At 65.1% G+C, this 22,465-nt stretch carries 19 protein-coding genes; 12 read left to right on the top strand and 7 right to left on the bottom strand.

Annotation, left to right across the window (positions count from 1 at the left end):
* Positions 1 to 149: 149 nt before the first annotated feature.
* The 8 genes from BraRD5C2_RS02215 (at position 150) to BraRD5C2_RS02180 (ending at position 8,570) form a co-directional block, all read left to right on the top strand.
* Positions 150 to 674 carry an A24 family peptidase gene (locus tag BraRD5C2_RS02215; protein WP_223966534.1) on the top strand — a complete coding sequence of 175 codons (525 nt, stop codon included), beginning with the start codon at positions 150 to 152 and terminating at the stop codon, positions 672 to 674.
* Positions 675 to 801: 127 nt separating this feature from the next.
* Positions 802 to 1,596, top strand: coding sequence for a Flp pilus assembly protein CpaB (gene cpaB / locus BraRD5C2_RS02210; protein WP_223966533.1), 795 nt, complete (start codon positions 802 to 804; stop codon positions 1,594 to 1,596).
* Between the two features lie 2 nt (positions 1,597 to 1,598).
* Positions 1,599 to 3,083, top strand: coding sequence for a type II and III secretion system protein family protein (locus BraRD5C2_RS02205; RefSeq protein ID WP_374707946.1), 1,485 nt, complete (start codon positions 1,599 to 1,601; stop codon positions 3,081 to 3,083).
* A gap of 8 nt (positions 3,084 to 3,091) precedes the next feature.
* The gene (locus BraRD5C2_RS02200) at positions 3,092 to 3,844 is read left to right on the top strand and encodes a CpaD family pilus assembly protein (protein ID WP_223966532.1); all 753 of its coding nucleotides are present in this window, start codon (positions 3,092 to 3,094) and stop codon (positions 3,842 to 3,844) included.
* Positions 3,841 to 5,109: an AAA family ATPase gene (locus tag BraRD5C2_RS02195; RefSeq protein WP_223966531.1), complete on the top strand. Its 1,269-nt coding sequence runs from the start codon at positions 3,841 to 3,843 to the stop codon at positions 5,107 to 5,109. Before BraRD5C2_RS02200 ends, BraRD5C2_RS02195 begins: the two co-directional genes overlap by 4 nt.
* 24 nt (positions 5,110 to 5,133) lie before the next feature.
* On the top strand, positions 5,134 to 6,597 hold the full coding sequence (locus BraRD5C2_RS02190; RefSeq protein WP_223966530.1) for a CpaF family protein: 1,464 nt from the start codon (positions 5,134 to 5,136) through the stop codon (positions 6,595 to 6,597).
* Between the two features lie 11 nt (positions 6,598 to 6,608).
* Positions 6,609 to 7,586: a type II secretion system F family protein gene (locus BraRD5C2_RS02185; protein WP_223966529.1), complete on the top strand. Its 978-nt coding sequence runs from the start codon at positions 6,609 to 6,611 to the stop codon at positions 7,584 to 7,586.
* Between the two features lie 9 nt (positions 7,587 to 7,595).
* Positions 7,596 to 8,570 (top strand): type II secretion system F family protein, encoded by a 975-nt coding sequence (locus BraRD5C2_RS02180; protein ID WP_223966528.1) that lies wholly within the window; start codon positions 7,596 to 7,598, stop codon positions 8,568 to 8,570.
* Positions 8,571 to 8,692: 122 nt separating this feature from the next.
* Here the strand turns inward: BraRD5C2_RS02180 and BraRD5C2_RS02175 are convergent, their stop codons facing one another.
* Positions 8,693 to 9,490 (bottom strand): tetratricopeptide repeat protein, encoded by a 798-nt coding sequence (locus tag BraRD5C2_RS02175; protein WP_223966527.1) that lies wholly within the window; start codon positions 9,488 to 9,490, stop codon positions 8,693 to 8,695.
* Between the two features lie 207 nt (positions 9,491 to 9,697).
* On the opposite strand from BraRD5C2_RS02175, the gene BraRD5C2_RS02170 reads away from it, so the two are divergent.
* Positions 9,698 to 11,077, top strand: coding sequence for a leucyl aminopeptidase family protein (locus tag BraRD5C2_RS02170; protein ID WP_223966526.1), 1,380 nt, complete (start codon positions 9,698 to 9,700; stop codon positions 11,075 to 11,077).
* Positions 11,070 to 11,912 (top strand): C40 family peptidase, encoded by an 843-nt coding sequence (locus BraRD5C2_RS02165; protein WP_223966525.1) that lies wholly within the window; start codon positions 11,070 to 11,072, stop codon positions 11,910 to 11,912. The genes BraRD5C2_RS02170 and BraRD5C2_RS02165 overlap by 8 nt, the downstream gene beginning before the upstream one ends.
* 135 nt (positions 11,913 to 12,047) lie before the next feature.
* On the opposite strand, the gene BraRD5C2_RS02160 is transcribed toward BraRD5C2_RS02165, so the two are convergent.
* From BraRD5C2_RS02160 to BraRD5C2_RS02135, 6 genes are all read right to left on the bottom strand, one after another.
* Positions 12,048 to 13,673, bottom strand: coding sequence for an ABC transporter ATP-binding protein (locus BraRD5C2_RS02160; RefSeq protein WP_223966524.1), 1,626 nt, complete (start codon positions 13,671 to 13,673; stop codon positions 12,048 to 12,050).
* Between the two features lie 3 nt (positions 13,674 to 13,676).
* The gene (locus BraRD5C2_RS02155) at positions 13,677 to 14,861 is read right to left on the bottom strand and encodes an ABC transporter permease (protein WP_223966523.1); all 1,185 of its coding nucleotides are present in this window, start codon (positions 14,859 to 14,861) and stop codon (positions 13,677 to 13,679) included.
* Positions 14,861 to 15,970 carry a microcin C ABC transporter permease YejB gene (locus BraRD5C2_RS02150; RefSeq protein ID WP_223966522.1) on the bottom strand — a complete coding sequence of 370 codons (1,110 nt, stop codon included), beginning with the start codon at positions 15,968 to 15,970 and terminating at the stop codon, positions 14,861 to 14,863. Before BraRD5C2_RS02150 ends, BraRD5C2_RS02155 begins: the two co-directional genes overlap by 1 nt.
* A gap of 3 nt (positions 15,971 to 15,973) precedes the next feature.
* Positions 15,974 to 17,845 carry an extracellular solute-binding protein gene (locus tag BraRD5C2_RS02145; protein ID WP_223966520.1) on the bottom strand — a complete coding sequence of 624 codons (1,872 nt, stop codon included), beginning with the start codon at positions 17,843 to 17,845 and terminating at the stop codon, positions 15,974 to 15,976.
* A 16-nt stretch (positions 17,846 to 17,861) separates the two neighbouring features.
* Entirely contained in the window at positions 17,862 to 19,766 is a 1,905-nt protein-coding gene (locus tag BraRD5C2_RS02140) for an extracellular solute-binding protein (protein WP_223966519.1), read from the bottom strand.
* A 215-nt stretch (positions 19,767 to 19,981) separates the two neighbouring features.
* Complete coding sequence (locus tag BraRD5C2_RS02135; protein ID WP_223966518.1) at positions 19,982 to 20,530, bottom strand: c-type cytochrome; 549 nt, start codon at positions 20,528 to 20,530, stop codon at positions 19,982 to 19,984.
* Between the two features lie 199 nt (positions 20,531 to 20,729).
* Between BraRD5C2_RS02135 and BraRD5C2_RS02130 the strand changes: the two genes are divergently transcribed.
* Together BraRD5C2_RS02130 and BraRD5C2_RS02125 are read left to right on the top strand one after the other, a co-directional pair.
* Positions 20,730 to 21,470, top strand: a complete 741-nt coding sequence (locus tag BraRD5C2_RS02130; protein ID WP_223966517.1) for a 3-deoxy-manno-octulosonate cytidylyltransferase — start codon at positions 20,730 to 20,732, stop codon at positions 21,468 to 21,470.
* 21 nt (positions 21,471 to 21,491) lie between these two features.
* Complete coding sequence (locus tag BraRD5C2_RS02125; protein WP_223966516.1) at positions 21,492 to 22,352, top strand: prephenate dehydratase; 861 nt, start codon at positions 21,492 to 21,494, stop codon at positions 22,350 to 22,352.
* Positions 22,353 to 22,465: the final 113 nt, after the last annotated feature.

The following is a 22,465-nucleotide window of genomic DNA, read 5'->3' as shown; positions in this document are numbered from 1 at the left end:
TCAAAGGTCCCGGCACCCCCGGGACCTTTGCTATTTGGCGGACCGGCCGGCGGCGCCTTGATGGCGGCCACGACGGCCTTTTCCGATTGTTCACCATTGGCCGCTAGCGTCGGGTCTCGACCGCAGCTCCAGCTTGACGGCATGAATCCATGATCCTCGACATCGCACGCTTGATGCTGTTTCCGGCCCTGATGGCCTTTGCTGCGGCGAGCGATCTCTTGACCATGACGATCCCGAACCGGATCTCGCTGGCGCTGGCGGCCGGCTTCTTCGTCCTGGCGCCGCTGACCGGGATGGGCGTCCACGAGATCCTCAGCCATGCCGGCGCGGGCGCGCTGGTTCTGGTGGTGGCATTCGGCATGTTCGCGATGGGCTGGGTCGGTGGCGGAGACGCCAAGGTTGCCGCCGCGGCCGGCCTGTGGTTCGGATTCGACCATCTGCTGCCCTATCTGGTCTTCGCGTCGCTGTTCGGCGGCGCGCTGACGGTGCTGCTGCTGCAGCTCCGGCAGTGGCCGCTGCCCTATCCGCTCGCGAACCAGGCCTGGCTCAGCCGCCTGCACGACAAGCAGACCGGAATTCCCTACGGCATCGCACTCGCCCTCGGCGCCCTGCTGATCTATCCCGAGACGGACTGGATCAAGACGATCGATCTCGCGCACTTCGCCATGCGCTGAGAAAGCGGCAGTAACCGCTCGTTAAGGCGATTTAGATACGCCTCATTAACCATGCTTTGACGAATAGCTGGTCAACTCCCATCACGGCGGCGGCAGCGTCGCGGCGTCATGTGGAAAGTGAAGCGTAATGGATAAGGCCCGCATTCTGGTCCTCGCAATCGCAGGCTGCGCCGGCCTTGCGGCGCTCTATTTGGCGAGCGGAAGCGACGACAAGCCGGCACCGCCTCCGCCGGTCGCCCAGCTGCCCACCGTCGACATCCTGGTCGCGAAAACCGACATCGGCCTCGGTCAGGCCGTGAAGCCCGAAGATCTGCAATGGCAGACCTGGCCGGCGGCAACCGCCAGCGCCAGCTTCATGCGCAGGGACAGCAACGCCGAAGCAATCAAGGACGTGACCGGCTCGATCGCGCGCGCCCCGTTCATCCAGGGCGAGCCGATTCGCGAGCAGAAGCTCGTCAAGGCCGACGGCAGCGGCTTCATGGCCGCGATCCTGCCGGTCGGCATGCGGGCGGTATCGACCGAAATCTCACCCGAGACCGGCGCCGGCGGCTTCATCCTGCCGAATGACCGGGTCGACGTCCTGCTGTCGAAGCGGGACAAGAATCCGGACCGCAACGGCGCCGACATCGTCAACTCCGAAGTGATCCTGACCAACGTCCGCGTGCTCGCGATCGACCAGGCACCGAAGGAAAAGGACGGCACCAACGCACTGATCGGCAAGACGGTGACGCTGGAGCTGAAGCCCGAACAGACCGAGACGCTGGCGCGCGCGCGCCAGAGCGGCGTCCTGTCGCTGGCGCTGCGCAGCATCGCCGACAACAACGCGCCCGAAACCAAGATCGACGACAACCGGCAGAGGCGCGGTGACACGATCAACGTCATCCGCTTTGGCGTTGCCAACCAGGCGACGATGCAGAAGTGACCATGAGGACACACGTGATGAAGGGCGGGGCAACTCAACGGACGATGCGGGCCTTCATGGTCCGCGCATTGTCGTTCTCGGCCGTCGCGGCGCTCACGCTCAACCCGGCGCTGACACCCGTGGTGGCGAGCGACTATCGCGCCGCGCCTGCCCCTGCCGCATCGGCCGATGGCGGCCAGATGAATGCCCGTTTCCTCTCGCTCGGCGTCGGCAAATCGATCGTGATCGATCTGCCCAGGGACATCAAGGACGTGCTGGTCGCCGACCCCAAGATCGCCAACGCCGTGGTCCGCTCGGCGCAACGCGCCTACATCATCGGCGCGACGGTCGGCCAGACCAACATCGTGTTCTTCGACGCCGCCGGGCAGCAGATCGCGGCCTATGACATCGCCGTCAAGCGCGATCTCAACGGCGTGCGCGCCGCGCTGCGTGCAGCGCTGCCGAATTCCGATATCCAGATCGAGGGGGTTGCCGACGGCGTGGTGCTGACGGGAAGCGCAGCGAGCCCGGTCGACGCACAGCAGGCCGGCGAGATCGCCGCGCGGCTGGTCGGCGGCCCCGACAAGGTCGTGAACTCCATCGCGGTCCGCGGCCGCGACCAGGTGATGTTGAAGGTCACGGTTGCCGAAGTCTCGCGCAGCCTGATCAAGCAGCTCGGCATCGACCTCACGGCAAACCTCAACTACGGCACGACCGTGGTCAAATTCGCCAACAGCAACCCGTTCACCGCGAACAGCTCACCGCTGGTGTCCGGCAACAATCTCACCACATCGTTCGGATCGTCGGTGTCGGCAACGATCCGCGCCATGGAAAGCGCCGGTGTCGTGCGGACGCTCGCCGAACCGAACTTGACCGCGATATCCGGCGAATCGGCGACCTTCATCTCGGGCGGCGAGTTTCCAATTCCGACCGGCGTGACCTGTCAGACCTCGTCGACGGGCGCGATCGGGAATTGCGTCCAGACCGTCAGCTTCAAGAAATTCGGCATTTCGCTCAACTTCACGCCGGTGGTGCTGACCGAAGGGCGCATCAGCCTGCGCGTGATGACGGAAGTGTCGGAAGTCTCGACCGAGAACGCGCTGACCGGCGGCGCGGGTGGAACGACGATCCCTTCGATCAAGACCCGCCGCGCCGAGACCACGCTGGAAATTCCCTCGGGCGGCTCGATGGCCATGGCCGGCCTGATCCAGGACCAGACCAAGCAGGCGATCAACGGCCTTCCCGGGCTGGCGTCGCTGCCCATACTCGGCACGCTGTTCCGCAGCCGCGACTTCGTCAACAACCAGACCGAACTGATGGTTCTGGTGACGCCCTATGTCGTTCGCGCCGTGGCGCAGAAGGACCTGTCGCGTCCGGATGACGGCTTCGCCAACGCGTCCGACCCGCAGGCCGACCTGCTCGGCAGCATCAACCGCGTCTACGGTGTGCCTGGCCGCACCGAACCGGCGCGGAATTACCGCGGCACCTACGGCTTCATTACCGACTGAGGCGGACGATGACACAGACCACACCCAGAACATCCGCCGATTACAAGCGCACCGCCGGTGTCGCCGGAGCGCTCGTCATTCTTGCCATGACGCTCGGCGCCTGCCAGCACGCCGCCGACACCAGCTTCGCGATGGTGGACTCGCCGGCCGACTATCGCCAGCGTCACCCGATCGCCGTGACCGAGGCCGATCGCTCGATCGTGGTCTTCGTCGGCCGCAGCCGCGGCGGCCTGACCGCGGAGCAGCGCGCCGAGGTAATGGGAATGGCACAGGACTGGATGCGTGAAGGCACCGGCGCCGTCACCATCGACGTTCCCGCCGACACGCCGAACGCCCGGCCTGCCCAGGAATCGTTGCGCGAGATCCAGGCGACCTTCGCCGCGGCCGGCGTGCCGCCGCGCGGGATCCTCGTGCGCAAATACCATCCCGAGAATCCGCGCTTGATGCCGGCGATCCGCGTGAACTATCCGAAGATGAAAGCGGAGGCAGGGCCGTGCGGCCTGTGGCCGGAGGATCTCGGCCCGTCGATGCACAACGGATCCTACATCCAGAACAAGCAATACTACAATTTCGGCTGCGCCAATCAGCGCAACCTCGCAGCCATGGTCGAAGACCCGACTGACCTCGTGCAGCCGCGCGCGGAGACCCCCGCCTACACGTCGCGCCGCAATATCGCCTTCGACAAGTATCGCAAGGGCACCACCACCGCCACGGCGTATCCCGAGTCCGACAGGGCCAAGCTAAGCGACACAGGAAAATGATCACCTACGCGCAGCAAAACTCCGAAGAGCAGACGGACGCCCCGCCGCAGGCCGTGGACGACCACATTGCTCCGGCGCCACGGGTTTCGGTCCAGGCGTTCTGCGAGACGGTCGAGACCGCTGCCGCCGTACAGTCGGCGGGCGAGGATCGCCGGCTGGCCAAGGCCCACCTCAAGATCCAGATGGGCGGCATGGCGGCTGCCGTCGAGGCCTATCGCTCGGCGCCGACGCCCAATGTCATCATCCTCGAGACCGAGGGCCGCAGCGACATTCTGGCCGGGCTCGACCAGCTCGCCTCGGTGTGCGACGCCGGCACCCGGGTGGTCGTGATCGGCCGGGTCAACGACGTCACGCTGTATCGCGAGCTGGTGCGCCGCGGCGTCAGCGACTACGTGATTGCGCCGGCCCATGCGATCGACGTGGTGCGCGCGGTCTGCAACCTGTTCTCGGCGCCGGAAGCCAAGGCGGTCGGCCGCGTCGTCGCCGTCGTCGGCGCGAAGGGCGGCGTCGGCGCCTCGACGATCGCCCACAATGTCGCCTGGGCGATCGCCCGCGATCTGGCGCTCGACTCCGTGGTCGCCGATCTCGACCTTGCATTCGGCACTGCCGGCCTCAACTACAACCAGGACCCGGCGCAAGGCATCGCGGATGCCGTGTTCTCGCCGGACCGCGTCGACACCGCCTTCGTCGACCGCCTGCTGTCGAAATGCACCGACCATCTGAGCCTGCTGGCGGCGCCGGCGACGCTCGACAAGGTGTACGATTTCGGCGCCGAAGCCTTCGATGCGATCTTCGATACGCTGCGCACCACGATGCCCTGCATCGTGCTCGACGTGCCGCACCAATGGTCCGGCTGGACCAAGCGCGCGCTGATCGCGGCCGACGATATCCTGATCGTGGCGGCGCCCGACCTCGCCAATCTGCGCAACGCCAAGAACATGTTCGACCTGCTGAAGGCGTCGCGGCCGAACGACCGCGCGCCGTTGTACTGCCTGAACCAGGTCGGCGTGCCGAAGCGTCCGGAGATCGCGGCGGGCGAGTTCGCCAAGGCGATCGAAAGCCCGCCGATCGCCACTATCCCGTTCGATCCTCAGATCTTCGGTTCGGCCGCCAACAACGGCCAGATGATCGCGGAGATCTCCGCCAATCACCGCGCAGTCGAGATGTTTCTGCAGATGGCGCAGCGGCTGACAGGCCGCGGCGAGACCAAGAAACCGAGGGGGTCCTTCCTGTCGCCCCTGCTCGAAAAGCTGCGGTCCAAATAGTGGTCCGCGTGGAGTCAAGACGTCGTGTTTGGTAAGCGTAGCGGAAACGATGGGGATATACGGGCACCCAAGCCCGCTTTTCAGACGCCGGAGCCTGCCGGCTCGTCGCCGATCGCGCGCGAGTCCGCCGCCCCGACGATATCGTCACCACCGCTGGCCCCGGCCAAGCCACCGCCTGCTCCCGCCGTCGAAGCCCGCCGCTCGGACAATTACTACCAGGTCAAGGCGACGATCTTCGGCGCCCTGATCGAGGCGATCGACCTTGCCCAGCTCGCCAAGCTGGACAGCGAGTCGGCGCGCGAAGAAATCCGCGACATCGTCAACGAGATCATCGCGATCAAGAACATCGTGATGTCGATCGCCGAGCAGGAAGAATTGCTCGACGACATCTGCAACGACGTGCTCGGCTACGGACCGCTGGAGCCGCTCTTGTCGCGCGACGACATCGCCGACATCATGGTCAACGGCGCCGGCACAGTGTTCATCGAAGTCGCCGGCAAGATCCAGCGCACCGGTATCCGCTTTCGCGACAACCAGCAGCTGCTCAACATCTGCCAGCGCATCGTCAGCCAGGTCGGCCGGCGCGTCGACGAATCCTCGCCGATCTGCGACGCCCGCCTCGCCGACGGCTCGCGCGTCAACGCCATCGTGCCGCCACTGGCGATCGACGGCCCCGCACTCACCATCCGCAAGTTCAAGAAGGACAAGCTGACGCTGGAGCAGCTCGTCAAGTTCGGCGCGATCACGCCGGACGGCGCGACCATCCTGCAGATCATCGGCCGTGTCCGCTGCAACGTGATCATCTCGGGCGGTACCGGCTCGGGCAAGACCACGCTACTGAACTGCCTGACCAACTATATCGAGCACGACGAACGCATCATCACCTGCGAAGACGCCGCCGAACTTCAGCTGCAGCAGCCGCATGTGGTGCGCCTGGAAACCCGGCCGCCGAACATCGAAGGCGAGGGCCAGGTCACGATGCGCGAACTGGTCCGCAACTGCCTGCGTATGCGTCCCGAGCGCATCATCGTCGGCGAAGTCCGCGGACCCGAGGCGTTCGACCTGTTGCAGGCGATGAACACCGGCCACGACGGCTCGATGGGCACGCTGCACGCCAACAATCCCCGCGAAGCGCTGTCGCGCTGCGAATCCATGATCACCATGGGCGGTTTTTCGCTTCCCTCGCGCACCATTCGCGAGATGATCTGCGCCTCGGTCGACATCATCGTGCAGGCCGCACGCCTGCGCGACGGCTCGCGCCGTATCACCCACATCACCGAGGTGATGGGCATGGAAGGCGACACCATCATCACCCAGGATATCTTCCTCTACGACGTGGTCGGGGAAGATGCCAACGGCAAGATCATCGGCAAGCACCGCTCGACCGGCATCGGCCGGCCGCGCTTCTGGGAGCGTGCGCGCTACTACAATGAAGAGAAGCGGCTAGCGGCGGCGCTGGATGCCTCCGACTCGCCGGCGCCGGTCTAGGGGAACGCAGGATGCAGACGCAAACGCTCGCCCTGGCCTTCCTCGCCGCCACCACCGTGGGCGGCATCGCCTGGGTCTTCCTCTATCCTTACCTTTCGGGGGAAAAGAAGGCCGAGTCGCGCCGCGCATCGGTGGCGCGCAGCGAGCCTTCGACGACGCGAAGTACCGACCGCACGCAGCGCTCCCGCCGCGAGCAGGTCGAAGGATCGCTGAAGGAGCTCGAGGCGCGTCGGCAGAAGGACAAGAAAGTCCCGCTCGGCGTACGCATCTCGCAGGCCGGACTGGAGTGGTCCGAGCAGAAATTCTGGATGATCTCCGGCGCCCTCGGCCTGTTCGGGTTCGGCGCGGCATTTTTCGTCGGCGGAGGACTGCTGGGCGCGGCCGGCATCGGCTTTGCCATGGGTCTCGGCCTGCCGCGCTGGCTGCTCGGTTTCCTGAAGAAGCGGCGGGAGAAGGCCTTTCTGAAGGCGCTGCCCGACGCCGTTGACGTCATCGTGCGCGGCATCAAGGCCGGCCTGCCGCTGTTCGAATCGCTCAAGGCGGTCGTCAACGACGCATCCGAGCCGCTGCGCAGCGAGTTCCTTGCGATCATCGAGACCCAGGCGATCGGCATGCCGCTCGGCGAGGCCTGCGCCCGGCTCTACGAACGCATGCCGCTGCCGGAAGCGAACTTCTTCGGCATCGTGATCGCGATCCAGCAGAAGTCCGGCGGCAATCTGTCAGAAGCGCTCGGCAACCTCTCGCGGGTGCTGCGCGACCGCAAGAAGATGGCCGAGAAGATCCAGGCGATGTCGATGGAAGCGAAAGCTTCCGCCGCCATCATCGGCTCGCTGCCGCCGATCGTGATGATCCTCGTGTTTCTTACGACACCGGACTACATCGCCCTGCTGTGGACGAACTCGATGGGCCAGCTCATGCTGGTTGCCTGCGCCGTCTGGATGTCGATGGGCGTGCTGGTGATGAAGAAGATGATCAACTTCGATTTCTGACGGTGCAGCATGATTGATATTCTGGTCTCCAAGCTCCACGACGTCAGGTTCATGACCATGCTGCTTGCCTTCATCGCGGCAAGCGCCACGGTCTACACCTTGGTGATGCCGCTGCTCGCCAGCGGCGACCTCAACAAGCGCATGAAGGCCGTCGCCAGCGAGCGCGAGCGTCTCCGGCAGCGCGAGCGTGAGCGTCTCGCCAAGACGGAGAAGGTGGCACTGCGGCAGACCCCGAAGCAGGTGGTTTCCCGGGTGGTGGACGATCTCAACCTCACGAAATGGCTCGCCCAGGAAGCGGCGCTCGAGAAGCTCGTGATGGCGGGCTATCGCGGCCACGCCCCCTACGTCACCTTCCTGTTCGCCCGCGCGGTGACGCCGATCGTGCTGCTGCTCGGCGCCATCGTCTATACGTTCTTCATCGCGGGCGCGAACTGGTCGCTCACGATCAAGATCGGCATCTGCGTCGTCGCGGCCTATGCCGGCCTCCAGGCGCCGATGCTGTTCCTGAAGAACGCGATCTCCAAGCGCCAGCTCCAGATCAAGCGCGCCTTCCCTGATTCGCTCGACCTGCTGCTGATCTGCATCGAGTCGGGCATGTCGGTCGAGGTCGCGTTCCGGAAAGTGGCCAACGAGATCGCCGGACAGTCGATCGCACTTTCGGAGGAGTTCGCGCTGACCACCGCTGAACTATCCTATTTGCAGGACCGCAAGTCCGCCTACGAGAACCTGGCGCGCCGCACCGGTCTCGAAGGCGTGAAATCGGTGTGCATGGCCTTGCAGCAATCCGAACGCTACGGCACGCCGCTCGGCCAGAGCCTGCGCGTGATGGCGCAGGAAAATCGCGACATGCGCATGAACGAGGCCGAGAAGAAGGCGGCAGCGCTGCCGCCCAAGCTGACCGTGCCGATGATCCTGTTCTTCCTGCCCTGCCTGTTCATCGTGATCCTCGGGCCGTCCTACATCAAGATCGCCACGATGCATTGAGCGGCGCCGCGGCGCATTACAAGAACGCTCGGCAAACGCCGGGCGTTTCTTTTTGTGCGCGTTGAGGCGGAAATGGATTGCGAAGCCCGGGAAGCTTCGCCGTCGGACGCAATAAAGGAGCGTCAGTCGTCCTTGGCGACAACAGGGGCGGCGCGCGAGGAAATCCGCGGGCCGTCCTTGCGGTTCAGCATGTCGCGGAGATAGGTGACATTGGCCGCCGCCTCATCGGCCGGCAGGTCGGCCTTGACGATGGTCTCGGCCTCCGCGAAGCGACCCTGCAGGCCGACGACGAGCGCAAGGTTCTGCCGGATCCGGGTGTCGGCGCGGGCGCTGGCATAGGCCTGGCGCAGCGTCTCTTCCGCCTTCGGAAGTTCCTTGGTCAGCATGTAGGACAGGCCGAGATTGGACAGCACCGACGGCTCGTCCGGAGCCAGTCGAAGGGCGCTGGCGTAGTAGCGCCGCGCCTCCTCGTGCCGGTTCAACTTGTCGAGCGTGGTGCCCTGCACCGACAGGATGCGCCAGTCCGGATTGTCCGGACTGTGCGCGCGGCTCAGCACGTCGAATGCGGCCTGCGAATTGCCGTTGTCGGCAAGCGCACGGCCATAGGCGGCGAGCAGCAGCTTGCTGCCGGGGGTGGCGAGCGTGGCCTGCTCCAGCACGGCGCAGGCCTGCGAACGCTGTCCGGTCATGCGCAACGCCTGGCCGTAAGCGATCGCGGCGTCGACATCCTTGGGATTCTTGCGGTAGCGCTCGCCATAGACCTCGAGATTGCGGCGCGGATCGTCGGGCACAGGATCGGACCGGGACGCGATCGATCCGGTGACGTCGGACATGGTCTGGCAACCGCCAAGCCCGGCGGCGAGGACCGCCACGAGGGCTGCGGACGTAAGATGCCGGGTCAAAATGGACTGTCGACGCATGGCACTGTGACTCACGAAATCGGGCAAATGGATCGAGCCGAGCGTGCCAGCAATAGACTGTTAACCCTAACGTCTGGTTAACTGCGGTACTGGCGACCGGCGCGCCGGTTCCAATCGCCGCAGGTCGCGCCAACCGCGGGCGCGCTACCGTCGACCGCGAAAGCCGTGTTAGTCACCAGCAACGACGCCAGAACAGCCGAGAGCCGCATGTCATCAGTGTTCGAGACCGCCCTCACGACCGCCGTCACGCCGATCACCTTCGTCACCAAGGCGACATGGGATGCGATCCGCAGCGAGCTGCCGGCAGCGGCGCGCCAATTCGCGGACGCCAATGACTTTGCGGCCAAGCCCGGCAAGGCCCTCGCTTTGCCGGCGGCTGACGGCGGCATCGCGCAGATGCTGTTCGGCCTCGAGGACGCCGACCATAAGGCGCGCGATCCGTTCCGTGCCGGCGCCCTGCCCGGTCTGCTGCCGCCGGGCGTCTACCGCTTTGCCAATGCGCCGCATGACACGCGGCTCGCCGCGCTCGCCTTCGCGCTCGGCTGCTACCGCTTCGGCCGCTATCGCAAGAACAAGACCCCCGAGGTCCGCCTGGTGCCGCCCGATGGCGTCGACGCTACCGAGATCGCCCGGATGGCGGATGCCGCGGCCCTGGCGCGCGACCTCATCAACACGCCGTCCAACGACATGGGACCGGCCGAGCTCGCCGAAGTGGCGCACGACCTCGCAACGCGGTTCGGTGCCGCCTTCAATTGCATCGATGGCGACGAGCTCGCGCAGAACTTCCCGCTGATCCACGCCGTCGGCATGGCCTCGACGCGCGCACCGCGGCTGATCGATCTGAGCTGGGGCGATCCGGCCCATCCGAAGGTGACGCTGGTCGGCAAAGGCGTCTGCTTCGACACCGGCGGGCTCGATCTCAAGCCGTCGAGCGGCATGCTGATCATGAAGAAGGACATGGGCGGCGCCGCCAACGTGCTGGCGCTGGCGCAGATGGTGATGGACGCGAAGCTGAAAGTGCGGCTGCGCGTGCTGATCCCGGCGGTCGAGAACGCGGTTGCCGGCAACGCGTTCCGCCCGCTCGACATCTTCAAGTCGCGCAAGGGCATCACCGTCGAGATCGGCAACACCGACGCCGAGGGGCGGCTGGTGCTCGCCGATGCGCTGGCGCTGGCCGACGAAGAGACGCCGGACCTGCTGGTTGATCTCGGCACGCTGACCGGCGCGGCACGCGTGGCGCTCGGCCCGGATCTGCCGCCGTTCTACACCAACGACGAGGCGCTCGCCGGCGACGTTGCGGCTCACGCGCGGAGCGAGAACGACCCGTTGTGGCGGATGCCGCTGTGGCCGGCCTACGACGCCTGGCTCGACTCCAAGACCGCCGACATCACCAACGCGCCGTCGGGTGGCTTCGCCGGCTCGATCACCTGCGCGCTGTTCCTGCAGCGCTTCGTCGAGCACGCCAGGAGCTGGCTGCATGTCGACATCTATGGCTGGACGCCGTCGGCGAAGCCCGGCCGTCCCGAAGGCGGCGAATGCCAGGCCGCGCGCGCGATCTACAAACTGCTGAGCCAACGCTATGCATGATGCCAGACTGACGCCGGCCCGCGCCGACCTCGCCGCAAGATATCTCGAAGGCAAGGTGAGGGCCGAGCGCTTCGTCGACGGCGAGACCTTTGAGGTCGGCGACGCCATCGTGCCGCTGCGGCGGGCGCCGGCGGCCGATGCCGAGCAGATGACGCAGGCACTCAGGGGCGAACGCGTCACGGTGTACGACCGCAACGGCGAAGGCTGGGCCTGGGGCCAGCTCGCCGATGACGGCTATGTCGGCTGGATTGCCGAGGCGGCGCTGACGACACCCGGCGCGGCACCGACGCACAAGGTGACGGCGCTGCGCACGCTGGCGTTTCCGGGACCGTCGATCAAGTTGCCGCCGGTCGAGGCGCTGGCGATGGGGACCAGGCTCGCGGTCGCCCGCGAGGACGGTCTCTTCGCGGTGACCCGCGAGGGCTGGCATCTGCCGCGCCAGCATCTCGCCCCTCTCGACACGATGGCGCAGGATTTCGTCGCCATCGCCGAGCAGTTCGTCGGCACGCCCTATCTCTGGGGCGGCAAGTCGAGCCTCGGCATCGATTGCTCGGGCCTGGTGCAGATCGCGCTGACCGCCGCCGGCACCGGCTGCCCGCGCGACAGCGACATGCAGCAGGACGGGCTCGGCCGCGAACTGACGACAGCGGAATCGAGGCATCTGCAGCGCGGCGACCTGATCTTCTGGAAGGGCCATGTCGCCATCGTGCGCGATGCGACGACGATCGTGCACGCCAATGCGCATCACATGGCAGCGGTGGTGGAGAACACACAGGCCGCGATCATGCGGATCAAAGCCGCCGGCAGCGAGGTCGCCGCGATCAAGCGACTTTGATTGGCGCGACGGCGTGTTCCGTCATCCTGAGGAGCGCGAAGCGCGTCTCGAAGGATCGACGGCCCCACTCGGGCCATGCATCCTTCGAGGCTCGCTCCGCTCGCACCTCAGGACGACGTGGAGCGAGAGGGATGCTTACGTCGCCACCGTCCCGTCGCCGGCGGCTTCGATGCGGAACGCGGCGGCGAACAGCGCGCGGGTGTAGTCGCTCTTCGGATTCTTGAACAGCTCGGAGGCCGGCCCCTCTTCCTCGACCTTGCCGGATTTCATCACGATCAGATGGCTCGCGAGCGAGGCCACCACGCGCAGATCGTGCGAGATGAACATGTAGGTGAGGTCGCGCTTGCGCTGCAGGTCGCGCAACAGATCAACCATCTGGGCCTGCAGCAGCATGTCGAGCGCGCTGGTGGGCTCGTCCAGCACGACGAAGTTCGGCTCCAGCACGACCGCCCGCGCGATCGAGATGCGCTGGCGCTGGCCGCCGGAGAACTCGTGCGGATAGCGGAAGCGCCACTCGGGATCGAGGCCGACTTCCTTCAGCGCCTTGATCACCCGCGCCTCGCGCTCCTCGCGCGACAGCTGCTTCTGGTGTACCTCGAGCCCCTCGGCGATGATGTCGACGACCGACATGCGCGGGCTGAGCGAGCCGAACGGATCCTGGAATACGATCTGCATGTCGCGGCGGAACGGCAGCATCTGCTTGAAGCGCAGGCCCTGGATGTCCTTGCCGAGGAACACGATCGGGCCATCGGACGAAATCAGCCGGAGCAGCGCGAGCCCGAGCGTGGTCTTGCCGGAGCCGGATTCGCCGACGACGCCGAGCGTCTCGCCCTTGCGCACCGCAAGGCTGACGCCATCGACCGCCTTGATGTGGCCGACGGTCGAGCGCATCAGCCCGCGCTTGATCGGAAACCAGACCTTGAGATTGTCCGCCGACATCACCACCGGCGCGCCCGGCTGCGGCGGCGCCGGATCGGGCTTCGGCTCGGCCGCCAGCAGCGCCTTCGTATAGGCGTGCTTCGGCGCGGTGAAGACCTGCTCGACCGGACCCTGCTCGACGATCTTGCCGTTGTTCATCACACAAACGGTGTCGGCGATGCGGCGGACGATGCCGAGATCGTGGGTGATGAACAACAGGCTCATGCCGAGCCGAGCGCGGATCTCGGCGAGCAAGGCCAGTATCTGCGCCTGCACGGTGACGTCGAGCGCGGTGGTCGGCTCGTCCGCGATCAAGAGATCGGGTTCGTTGGCAAGCGCCATCGCGATCATCACGCGCTGGCGCTGGCCGCCGGACAATTGATGCGGATAGCTCTTGAGCCGCGTCTCCGGCTCGGGGATGCCGACCTGGCCGAGCAACTCCAGCGTCCGCGCCCGCGCCGCCGCCCCGCTGATGCCGCTGTGCAGCGACAGGATCTCGCCGATCTGGGATTCGATGGTGTGGAGCGGATTGAGCGAGGTCATCGGCTCCTGGAAGATGATCGAGATGTCGTTGCCACGAATCCCGCGCATCTCGCTTTCCGACGATCCCAGGAGATCGCGGCCCTTGAAACGGATCGCCCCGGAGGGATGCGACGCCGCCGGATAGGGCAGCAGCCTCAACACCGACAGCGCGCTGACCGATTTTCCCGAGCCGGACTCGCCGACCAGCGCCGTGCATTCGCCGCGCTTGATCGAGAAAGAGACGCGATCGACCGCAAGCGAGCGGCCGAAGGCGACGGAGAGGTCGCTGACGTCGAGCAGAGGCTGGTTGGTCGCGTCCATGCGTCAGCCCTTCGAGAACGTCTTGCGCGGATCGAAGGCGTCGCGCGCGGCTTCGCCGATGAAGATCAGGAGCGACAGCATGATCGCGACCGAGAAGAAGCCGGTGAGGCCGAGCCACGGCGCCTGCACATTGGCCTTGCCCTGCGACAGCAATTCACCGAGCGAAGGTGAGCCGGGCGGCAGGCCGAAGCCGAGGAAATCCAGCGCCGTCAGTGTCATCACCGAGGACGAGACGATGAAGGGCAGGAACGTCATGGTCGCGACCATCGCATTCGGCAGCAAATGGCGGAACATGATCACGCGGTTGGAGACGCCGAGCGCGCGCGCCGCCTGGATGTATTCGAAGTTGCGCCCGCGCAGGAATTCGGCGCGGACCAGGCCGACCAGCGAGACCCACGAGAACAGCAGAAGAATGCCGAGCAGGATGAAGAAGCCCGGCGGCAGCACCGCCGAGATGATCAGCAGCAGATAGAGCGAAGGGATCGCGGTCCAGATCTCGATGAACCGCTGGAAGCCGAGATCGATCCAGCCGCCGAAATAACCCTGCACGCCGCCCGCGGCGATGCCGATGATCGAGGACAGGATGGTCAGCGTCAGGCCGAACAAGACCGAGATGCGGAAGCCGTAGATCAGCCGCGCGACGACGTCGCGGCCCTGATCGTCGGTGCCGAGCCAGTTGTATTCGAGGTCGCGGCAGCCGGTCAGCCCCTTCCGCTTCACCACATCCGCGCACTGCTTTTCGGTCAGGAGCCAGGTCGGCTTCGACGGCACCGCCGTCGGCGGGTCGAGGTTACGGCTGTCGTAGGAATAGCGGATCGGCGGCCAGATCATGCTGCCGCCCTTGGCGGCGATCTGCTTCTGCAAATAGGGATCGCGGTAGTCGGCCGCGGTCTCGAAGTCGCCGCCGAAGGTGGTCTCGGCGTAGGTGAACACCACCGGCCAGTAGAGGTGGCCGTCATATTTGACGACCAGCGGCTTGTCGTTGGCGATGAAATTGGCGAACAACGACGCCACGAACAGGATGAGGAAGATCCAGAACGACCAGTAGCCGCGACGGTTCGCCTTGAAGTTCTGCCAGCGCCGCCTGTTCAGCGGCGACGGCGAGAAGCCGTGGCGTGTGACGGGCACGGCCTCGCCGAGCGGCGATTGCGTCGAGGTCTCGACCGGCTGGGGCGCGAGCAGCGTCATTAGACCTCCCGCGCCTCGAAGTCGATCCGCGGATCGATCCACATATAGGCGAGATCGGAGATCAGATTGACCACCAGTCCGACCAGCGAGAAGATGAACAGCGTTCCGAACACCACCGGATAGTCGCGGTTCAGGACGCTCTCGAAGCCGAGCAGGCCGAGCCCGTCGAGCGAGAAGATGGTCTCGATCAGCAGCGAGCCCGAGAAGAAGGCGTGGATGAACGCGCCCGGGAAGCCCGCAATCACGATCAGCATGGCGTTGCGGAAGATGTGGCCGTACAGCACCTGGTTCTCGCTGCAACCCTTGGCGCGGGCGGTCATCACATATTGCTTGCGGATCTCGTCGAGGAACGAATTCTTGGTGAGCAAGGTCATCGTCGCGAAGGCGCCGAGCGCCATCGACACCAGCGGCAGCGTCAGATGCCAGAAATAGTCGATGATCTTCCAGTACCAGGGAAATTGAGACCAGCCGTCCGAAGTGAGGCCGCGCAGCGGGAAGATATTGAGGAACGAGCCGCCGGCAAACAGCACGATCAACAGGATCGCGAACAGGAAGCCCGGGATCGCAAAGCCGATGATGATCACGGCCGAGGTCCAGGTGTCGAACCGCGAGCCGTCCTTCACCGCCTTGCGGATGCCGAGCGGGATCGAGATCAGATAGGTCAGCAGCGTCATCCAGATGCCGAGCGACATCGAGACCGGCAGCTTCTCCTTGATCAACTGGAGCACGCTGACACTGCGGAAATAGCTCTGGCCGAAATCGAAGCGCGCGAAATTCCAGACCATCAGCGCGAACCGCTCCGGCGCCGGCTTGTCGAAGCCGAACTGCACCTCGAGCTTCTTGATGAAATCGGGATCGAGCCCCTGCGCGCCGCGATATTTCGAATTGACGGCGCCGGTCGCCCCCGCGCCCTGGCCGCGCTGCGCACCGAAATCGCCGCCGCCACCCGAGACGCGCGAGGTGCCGCCGGTGTCGGCGCCATTGATCTGCGCGATGACGCGCTCGACCGGACCGCCGGGAGCAAACTGCACGACCACGAAGGAGACGAACAGGATGCCGAGCAGCGTCGGCAGCATCAGGAAGATACGTCGGGCGATATAGGCGCTCATCAGCTACTTCGCCTGCTCGAGCTTCGCGGCCTTGGCGGCATCGTACCACCAATTCTCCGGCGCACCGACGCCCTGGGTATATTTTGCCAGCTTCTCGGTATGCCCGAACTGATCCCAATAGGCGATCGGATGCGTGTTGCGGTACCATTGCGGCACCCAGTAGCGACCGGCGCGAAACACGCGATCGAAGGCGCGGCAAGCGACCGTCAGCTCATGGCGGTTGTTCGCGCCGATGATCTTCTCGATCAACGCATCGATCGCAGGATTGGAAATGCCTGCGAGATTGTAGGAGCCCTTGGTCTTCGCCGCCTGCGAGGAAAAGAACGGACGCATGCTGTCGCCCGGCGTCGCCGAGGCGCTGAAGCGCTCCATGGTCATGTCGAAATCGAAGTCCTCGACCCGGGCGCGATACTGCACTGCATCGACCAGGCGGAATGTCGCGTCGATGCCGAGCGTGCCGAGATTCTTGATGTACGGCCCATGGTGCGGTTGCAGCGACGGCTCGTCGTTGAGGAATTCGATGGTAATGGGCGTGCCGTTCGGCAGCATGCGCTTGCCATCCTTGATGACACAGCCGGCCTCGTTGAGCAGCTGCACCGCCTTGCGCAGCAGCGCGCGATCCTGACCGGAGCCGTCCGACATCGGCGGCACGAACGGCAAGCCGAACACCTCGTCGGGCACCTGGCCGCGGAACGGCTCGAGCAACGCAAGCTCCTCCGGCGGAGGCGGCCCCTCCGCCACCATGTCCGAGTTCTGGAACGGCGAGACGGTGCGCGCATAGGCATCGTACATGATGGTCTTGTTGGTCCACTCGAAGTCGAAGGCGCAGATCAGCGCCTCGCGCACGCGAGGATCCCTGAACTTGTCGCGGCGCATGTTGATGAACCAGCCCTGCGCACCGGACGGCGTGTCGTCGGGCAGCGTCTCGCGCTTGACGCGGCCGTCCTTCACCGCGGGGAAATCGTAGCGCGTCGCCCAGACCCGCGCGGTGAACTCCTCGCGGAACAGATAGCTCTTCGAGGTGAAGCCCTCGAACGCCACGTCGCGGTCGCGATAGAATTCGTAGCGCACGGTGTCGAAATTGTAGCTGCCGCGATTGACCGGAAGATCGGCGCCCCACCAGTCCTTGACGCGGTCGTATTCGACGTAGCGATTGACCTCGAACCGGCCGACCTTGTACGGCCCCGAGCCGAGCGGCGCGTCGAGCGTCGATTCCTCGAACGGGCGCGTCGCGTAGTAGGCCTTCGAGAAAATCGGCAGGCTCGCGACATAGAGCGGCACGTCGCGCGCGCGCCCCGCTGCGAAGGTCAACACCACGGTCGCGTCATCGGGCGCCTCGGCCTTGACGAAGTCGCGGAGCTGCACCTGGATCAGCGGGTGCCCCTTTTCCTTTAGCGTATTGAGCGAGAAGGCGACATCCTGCGCGGTCAGCTTCGAGCCGTCGTGGAAGCGCGCTTCGGGGCGCATGGCGAAGCGGTAGGTCAGCTTGTCGGGCGAGATCTGCACCGACTTCGCGGCAAAGCCGTACATCGCGTCGGGCTCGTCATTGGCGCGCGACATCAGCGCCGCGAACGTCATGTCCATGCCTTGCGCGCCCTCGCCCTTCAGGACATAGGCGTTCAGCGAGTTGAAGGTGTAGTAGGACTGGTTGTAGGCCCGCACCCACGGAATCACCGAGAAGGCGCCGCCCTTCGGCGCTTTCGGATTGACGTAGTCGAAGATCTGGAAATCCGCGGGATATTTCAGGTCGCCGAACACCGACATGCCGTGCATTTCGGTTCCGTTGTCGGCCGCCGCCGGTGCAGCACGCAAGCTTGCAGCACTCAACGCACCTATGCCGAGGCCGAGTGCGTGCCGACGGGAGAATAGCGCCATGCGCGGATCCTTGAGCTTATGAACGCTTGAGCTTGGCTGCCTTGTCGGCGTCGTACCACCAGAGATTTGGGAATCCTGAAACCGCGTATTTCGGCAGCGGATCGGGATGGCTGAAGCGATCCCAATAGACATAGCGCTGCTTGTCGTAATTGAAGTGTGGAACGCAATAGAAGTTCCAGAGCAAGACCCTATCCAGCGCCTTGGCGGCGGCGATCTGATCGGCGCGGCTGTTGGCGAAGATGATGCGCTCGATGATGGCATCGACGGCCGGATTCTTGATGCCGGGAAGATTGTTCGAGCCCGGTCGGTCGGCAGCCTGCGAACCGAAATTGTCGCGCTGCTCGTTGCCAGGCGAGATCGACTGTCCCCACACCTGGGTGACCATCTCGAAATCGAAATCGCGTACCCGGTTCTGGTACTGCACGGTGTCGACTGCGCGCAGATTGACGGTGATGCCGAGGCGCTCCAGGCTCGGCTTGTAGAACAGCGTGATCCGCTCCATGCCGGAATCGCCGCTGTTGCCGAGTATCTCGACCGTAAACGGCTGGCCCGAGGAATCGACCAGCTTGCGATCACGGATCTCGAAGCCAGCTTCCTTCAACAGCCGCGTCGCCTCGCGGAGATTGGCGCGGACGTTTTCCGGCGTGCCGCCGACCGGGTTCGTGTAGGGCGTGGTGAAGACTTCCGGCGGCACCTTGTCGCGCACCGTCTCAAGGAGCTCGAGCTCCTTGCCTTCCGGCAGGCCGGTCGCCATCAGATCGGGGATGCCGTCGAAATAGCTGGAATCGCGATGGTACTCGCCGGTCGAGAGGACACGGTTCATCTCTTCGAAATCGAACGCGTAGTTGAAGGCGCGGCGCAGCCTGGGGTCCGCGAATTTCGGACGCCGCAGGTTGAACACCCAGCCCTGCATCCGACCTTGGTTGCGGACGGTGAAGAGCTCCTTGAGCAGCCGGTTCTCGCGCACCGGGGGAACGTCGTAGGCCGACGCCCATTCCTTGGCGCTGCGCTCGTTGTACCAATCGAACCCGTCGGCCTTCAGCGCCTCGCGCGCGACGGTGTCGTCGCGGAAATATTCGTAGCGCAGCTCGTCGAAATTGTTCTGTCCGATTGCGATCGGAATGTCCTTGCCCCAGTAATCCTTGACGCGCTCGAGCACGACCGATCGTCCGGCGACGAATTCCTTGATCTTGTAGGGGCCAGACCCAAGCGGCGGCTCCAGCGTGCTCGCGGTGATGTCGCGCTTCTTGCCCTGCGCGTCGGTGCCCTCCCACCAATGCTTGGGCAGGATGACGAGCTGACCGGTGATCATCGGCAGCTCGCGGTTGCCCGGGCTGTCGAAGGTGAACTTGACGTCGCGATCGCCGATCTTCTCGGCCTTCGCGATATGCCGGTAGTAAGCACTGAACATCGGGCTGTTCGCCTTCAGCGCCTCGAAGGAGAAAATCACATCCTCCGGCGTCACCGGCTTGCCGTCGTGCCAGCGCGACCCCGGCCGCAGGCGGTAGATCACGTAGGAGAAATCGTCGGGGAAGGCTGCACCCTCGGCGAGCTCGCCGTAATAGGTATCGGGCTCGTCGAGCGAGGCTTCCATCAGCGAGTCGTAGATGCGGGCGACCGCGGCGGCGACCGTGCCCTTCAATCCCGCAACGACCAGGTTGAAGCTGTCATAGGTGCCGGGCTGGAACAGCCGCACCACGCCACCCTTCGGCGCGTCCGGCTTGACGTAATCGTAGCGCTTGAAGTCGGCCGGGTACTTGATTTCGCCGTACGTGGAGAGGCCGTGGCGCCATTTTAGCCCGTTGGGTGCGTCGTCGGCGAATGCCGGCGTGATCGCCGACAGGCTGGAGTTCAGTCCGAGCGCCGGAGCGAGTGCCGCCAGCGCGCTGCCTTGAAGGAGGTGTCGTCGGGTGATCGCCAAATTCGGTGTTCCTGCTTGCGGCCCCGGTTACATGGGACCCAATATAAGGCAACGGTTCGACAAATTACGTTGCTTTTTCCTCATGATATTGGCCCGGGAACAATATCGGTGCGGCGAAACGTCCCGATAACAACCCCGAGACAACGGATTCCTCATACGAAAACGGCCAGGCAGTGCCTGGCCGTTTCATCCACATGCTTGCGCGAAGCAATTCGTTACTTCGAAGCGGTCGGGAGCGGAGCCGGGTGCTCCGAGTTCGAATTCAGATAGGCGATGATGTCGGCGCGCTCGCTGTCCTTCGGCACGCCGGCGAAGCCCATCGCGGTGCCGGGGACGAAGCCCTTCGGGTTGGTCAGGAACTTGTTCAGGTCATCGAACGACCAGTCGCCGCCCTTGCCCTTCATCGCAGCCGAGAAATTGAAGCCACGGCCCTCGCCCTTCTTCTCGCCGACGATCCCGTAGAGGTTCGGACCGACGCGGTTGGGGCCGCCCTTCTCGAAGGTATGGCAAGCCTGGCACTTCTTGGCGGCGGCTGCGCCCTTCTCGGCGGAGGCGGTCTGCAGCAGTTTCTCGATCGGCTCAGAGGCAGCGGCTGCTGCCTCGCCGCCACCGCCATGGGACTCTTCCTTCACCGCGATCTCAAAACCCGGCTTCTCCGGCATCTTGGCCGAAAAGACCGATCCGGCGGCAAAGCTCATCACCAGAACGACGATGCAGGTGCCGAGAACCGCACCGAGGATTTTGTTGAGTTCGAAGGAGTCCATTTCGGTCAGGCTCCGGGCCTTGAATGTCGACTTCAGGCCGAGAATACGGCCGCGGGGAAAGACCTGGGAATCGGCCTTATCGCACCGCCCCAAGCAGGGTTGAGATATCGGTTTGCCCGCGCTCTGGCAACCCGTATAAACGCGCCGAATTCAACCTCCTCCCCGCCAATTTCCGCAGGCCGGACGGGCCCAGACACGAATGACCCAACTCCGTACCTTGGTGCTGATTCCAGCCCGCATGGCTGCCACGCGCCTGCCTGGCAAACCGCTGCTCGATATCGCGGGCCGGCCTATGATCGTCCATGTGCTGCGGCGGGCTGAGGCGGCCGGGATCGGCCGGGTCGCGGTCGCAACTGACACGCCCGAGATCGCAGCTGTGGTGAAGGCTGCCGGCGGCGAGGTGGTGATGACCCGCCCGGACCATCCGTCCGGCTCCGACCGGATCCATGAAGCGATGACGATCCTCGACCCGGACGGCGCTGCCGAGATCGTGGTCAATCTGCAGGGCGATTTCCCGACCATCACGCCCGAGACGATCCAGAGCGTGATGCCGCCGCTCGCCGACCCCACCGTCGACATCTCCACCTTGGCCTCGCGCATCCATAGTGAGGAGGAGGATCAGGCCCCCAGCGTCGTCAAGGCGGTCGGCTCGCCGATCGGCCCGAACCGGCTGCGCGCGCTCTATTTCACCCGCGCCACCGCGCCCCATGGCGATGGGCCGCGCTACCATCATATCGGCCTCTATGCCTACCGGCGTGCCGCCTTGGAGCGGTTCGTCCGGCTGCCGCCCTCGCCGCTGGAGCAGCAGGAAAAGCTCGAGCAGCTGCGCGCGCTGGAGGCCGGGATGCGGATCGACATCACCATCGTCGACACCGTGCCCCGCGGCGTCGACACCCCGGCCGACCTCGAAACCGCCCGGCGGATACTGGCAAAAGCCTAAGCCGCTGCTAAAAGGCCATCCATGACCAAGAAGCTGAAAATCGCATTCCAGGGCGAGCCTGGCGCCAATTCCCACATCGCGATCGTCGAGGCCTATCCCGACGCCGAGCCGATGCCCTGCCCGACCTTCGAGGACGCGCTGGCCGCGATTTCCTCCGGCGAGGCTGATCTGGGCATGATCCCGATTGAGAACTCGGTCGCCGGCCGCGTCGCCGACATCCATCATTTGCTGCCCGCCTCGGGCCTGTTCATCGTCGGCGAATGGTTCTTGCCGATCCGCCACCAATTGATGGCGGTGAAGGGCACCAAGCTCGCCGACATCAAAAGCGTGGAGAGCCACGTCCACGCGCTCGGCCAGTGCCGGCGCATCATCCGCAAGCTCGGCATCCGGTCGATCGTCGCCGGCGACACCGCCGGCAGCGCCCGCGATATTTCCGAGCGCGGCGACAAGAGCGTGGCGGCGATCGCCTCGCGCCTCGCCGCCGATATCTATTGCCTCGATATTCTCGCCGAGGACATTGAGGACGAGGCCCACAACACCACCCGCTTCGTGGTGCTGGCGCGCGAGGCCAAATGGGCCGCGCAGGGCTCGGGGCCGCTGGTCACCAGTTTTGTTTTCCGGGTGCGCAATCTGCCCGCCGCGCTCTACAAGGCACTCGGCGGCTTCGCCACCAACGGCGTCAACATGACCAAGCTCGAAAGCTACATGGTCGACGGCAATTTCTTCGCCACGCAATTCTATGCCGATGTCGACGGCCATCCTGACGACCGCGGGCTCGCCTTCGCGCTGGAAGAATTGAAATTCTTCTCGCGCGAATTCCGCATCGTCGGCGTCTATCCCGGCCATCCGTTCCGCGCGACGTTTAGCGAAACGCAGGATTAGGCCGCACGAGCGTAATTCTCTCCACGAGCCGTCCCGGCGAAAGCCGGCAACTGTTATGTTGGTTTGGTTTGCAGGTACGGCTTTCGGTCTCGCATGATGGCATTGAGGACCGT

Origin of the sequence: Bradyrhizobium sp. RD5-C2, from assembly GCF_019972155.1 — a bacterium.
GTDB lineage: Bacteria > Pseudomonadota > Alphaproteobacteria > Rhizobiales > Xanthobacteraceae > Bradyrhizobium.
Note: the sequence above shows the minus strand (reverse complement) of the source record. Positions and strands in the feature narration are given on the sequence as shown.

Excerpts from the sequence above, each read along its gene's own strand:
- BraRD5C2_RS02215 (WP_223966534.1), top strand. The coding sequence starts at position 150 with ATGATCCTCGACATCGCACGCTTGATGCTGTTTCCGGCCCTGATGGCC.
- cpaB (WP_223966533.1), top strand. The coding sequence starts at position 802 with ATGGATAAGGCCCGCATTCTGGTCCTCGCAATCGCAGGCTGCGCCGGC.
- BraRD5C2_RS02205 (WP_374707946.1), top strand. The coding sequence starts at position 1,599 with ATGAGGACACACGTGATGAAGGGCGGGGCAACTCAACGGACGATGCGG.
- BraRD5C2_RS02200 (WP_223966532.1), top strand. The coding sequence starts at position 3,092 with ATGACACAGACCACACCCAGAACATCCGCCGATTACAAGCGCACCGCC.
- BraRD5C2_RS02195 (WP_223966531.1), top strand. The coding sequence starts at position 3,841 with ATGATCACCTACGCGCAGCAAAACTCCGAAGAGCAGACGGACGCCCCG.
- BraRD5C2_RS02185 (WP_223966529.1), top strand. The coding sequence starts at position 6,609 with ATGCAGACGCAAACGCTCGCCCTGGCCTTCCTCGCCGCCACCACCGTG.
- BraRD5C2_RS02180 (WP_223966528.1), top strand. The coding sequence starts at position 7,596 with ATGATTGATATTCTGGTCTCCAAGCTCCACGACGTCAGGTTCATGACC.
- BraRD5C2_RS02175 (WP_223966527.1), bottom strand. The coding sequence starts at position 9,490 with ATGCGTCGACAGTCCATTTTGACCCGGCATCTTACGTCCGCAGCCCTC.
- BraRD5C2_RS02170 (WP_223966526.1), top strand. The coding sequence starts at position 9,698 with ATGTCATCAGTGTTCGAGACCGCCCTCACGACCGCCGTCACGCCGATC.
- BraRD5C2_RS02165 (WP_223966525.1), top strand. The coding sequence starts at position 11,070 with ATGCATGATGCCAGACTGACGCCGGCCCGCGCCGACCTCGCCGCAAGA.
- BraRD5C2_RS02160 (WP_223966524.1), bottom strand. The coding sequence starts at position 13,673 with ATGGACGCGACCAACCAGCCTCTGCTCGACGTCAGCGACCTCTCCGTC.
- BraRD5C2_RS02155 (WP_223966523.1), bottom strand. The coding sequence starts at position 14,861 with ATGACGCTGCTCGCGCCCCAGCCGGTCGAGACCTCGACGCAATCGCCG.
- BraRD5C2_RS02150 (WP_223966522.1), bottom strand. The coding sequence starts at position 15,970 with ATGAGCGCCTATATCGCCCGACGTATCTTCCTGATGCTGCCGACGCTG.
- BraRD5C2_RS02145 (WP_223966520.1), bottom strand. The coding sequence starts at position 17,845 with ATGGCGCTATTCTCCCGTCGGCACGCACTCGGCCTCGGCATAGGTGCG.
- BraRD5C2_RS02135 (WP_223966518.1), bottom strand. The coding sequence starts at position 20,530 with ATGGACTCCTTCGAACTCAACAAAATCCTCGGTGCGGTTCTCGGCACC.
- BraRD5C2_RS02130 (WP_223966517.1), top strand. The coding sequence starts at position 20,730 with ATGACCCAACTCCGTACCTTGGTGCTGATTCCAGCCCGCATGGCTGCC.
- BraRD5C2_RS02125 (WP_223966516.1), top strand. The coding sequence starts at position 21,492 with ATGACCAAGAAGCTGAAAATCGCATTCCAGGGCGAGCCTGGCGCCAAT.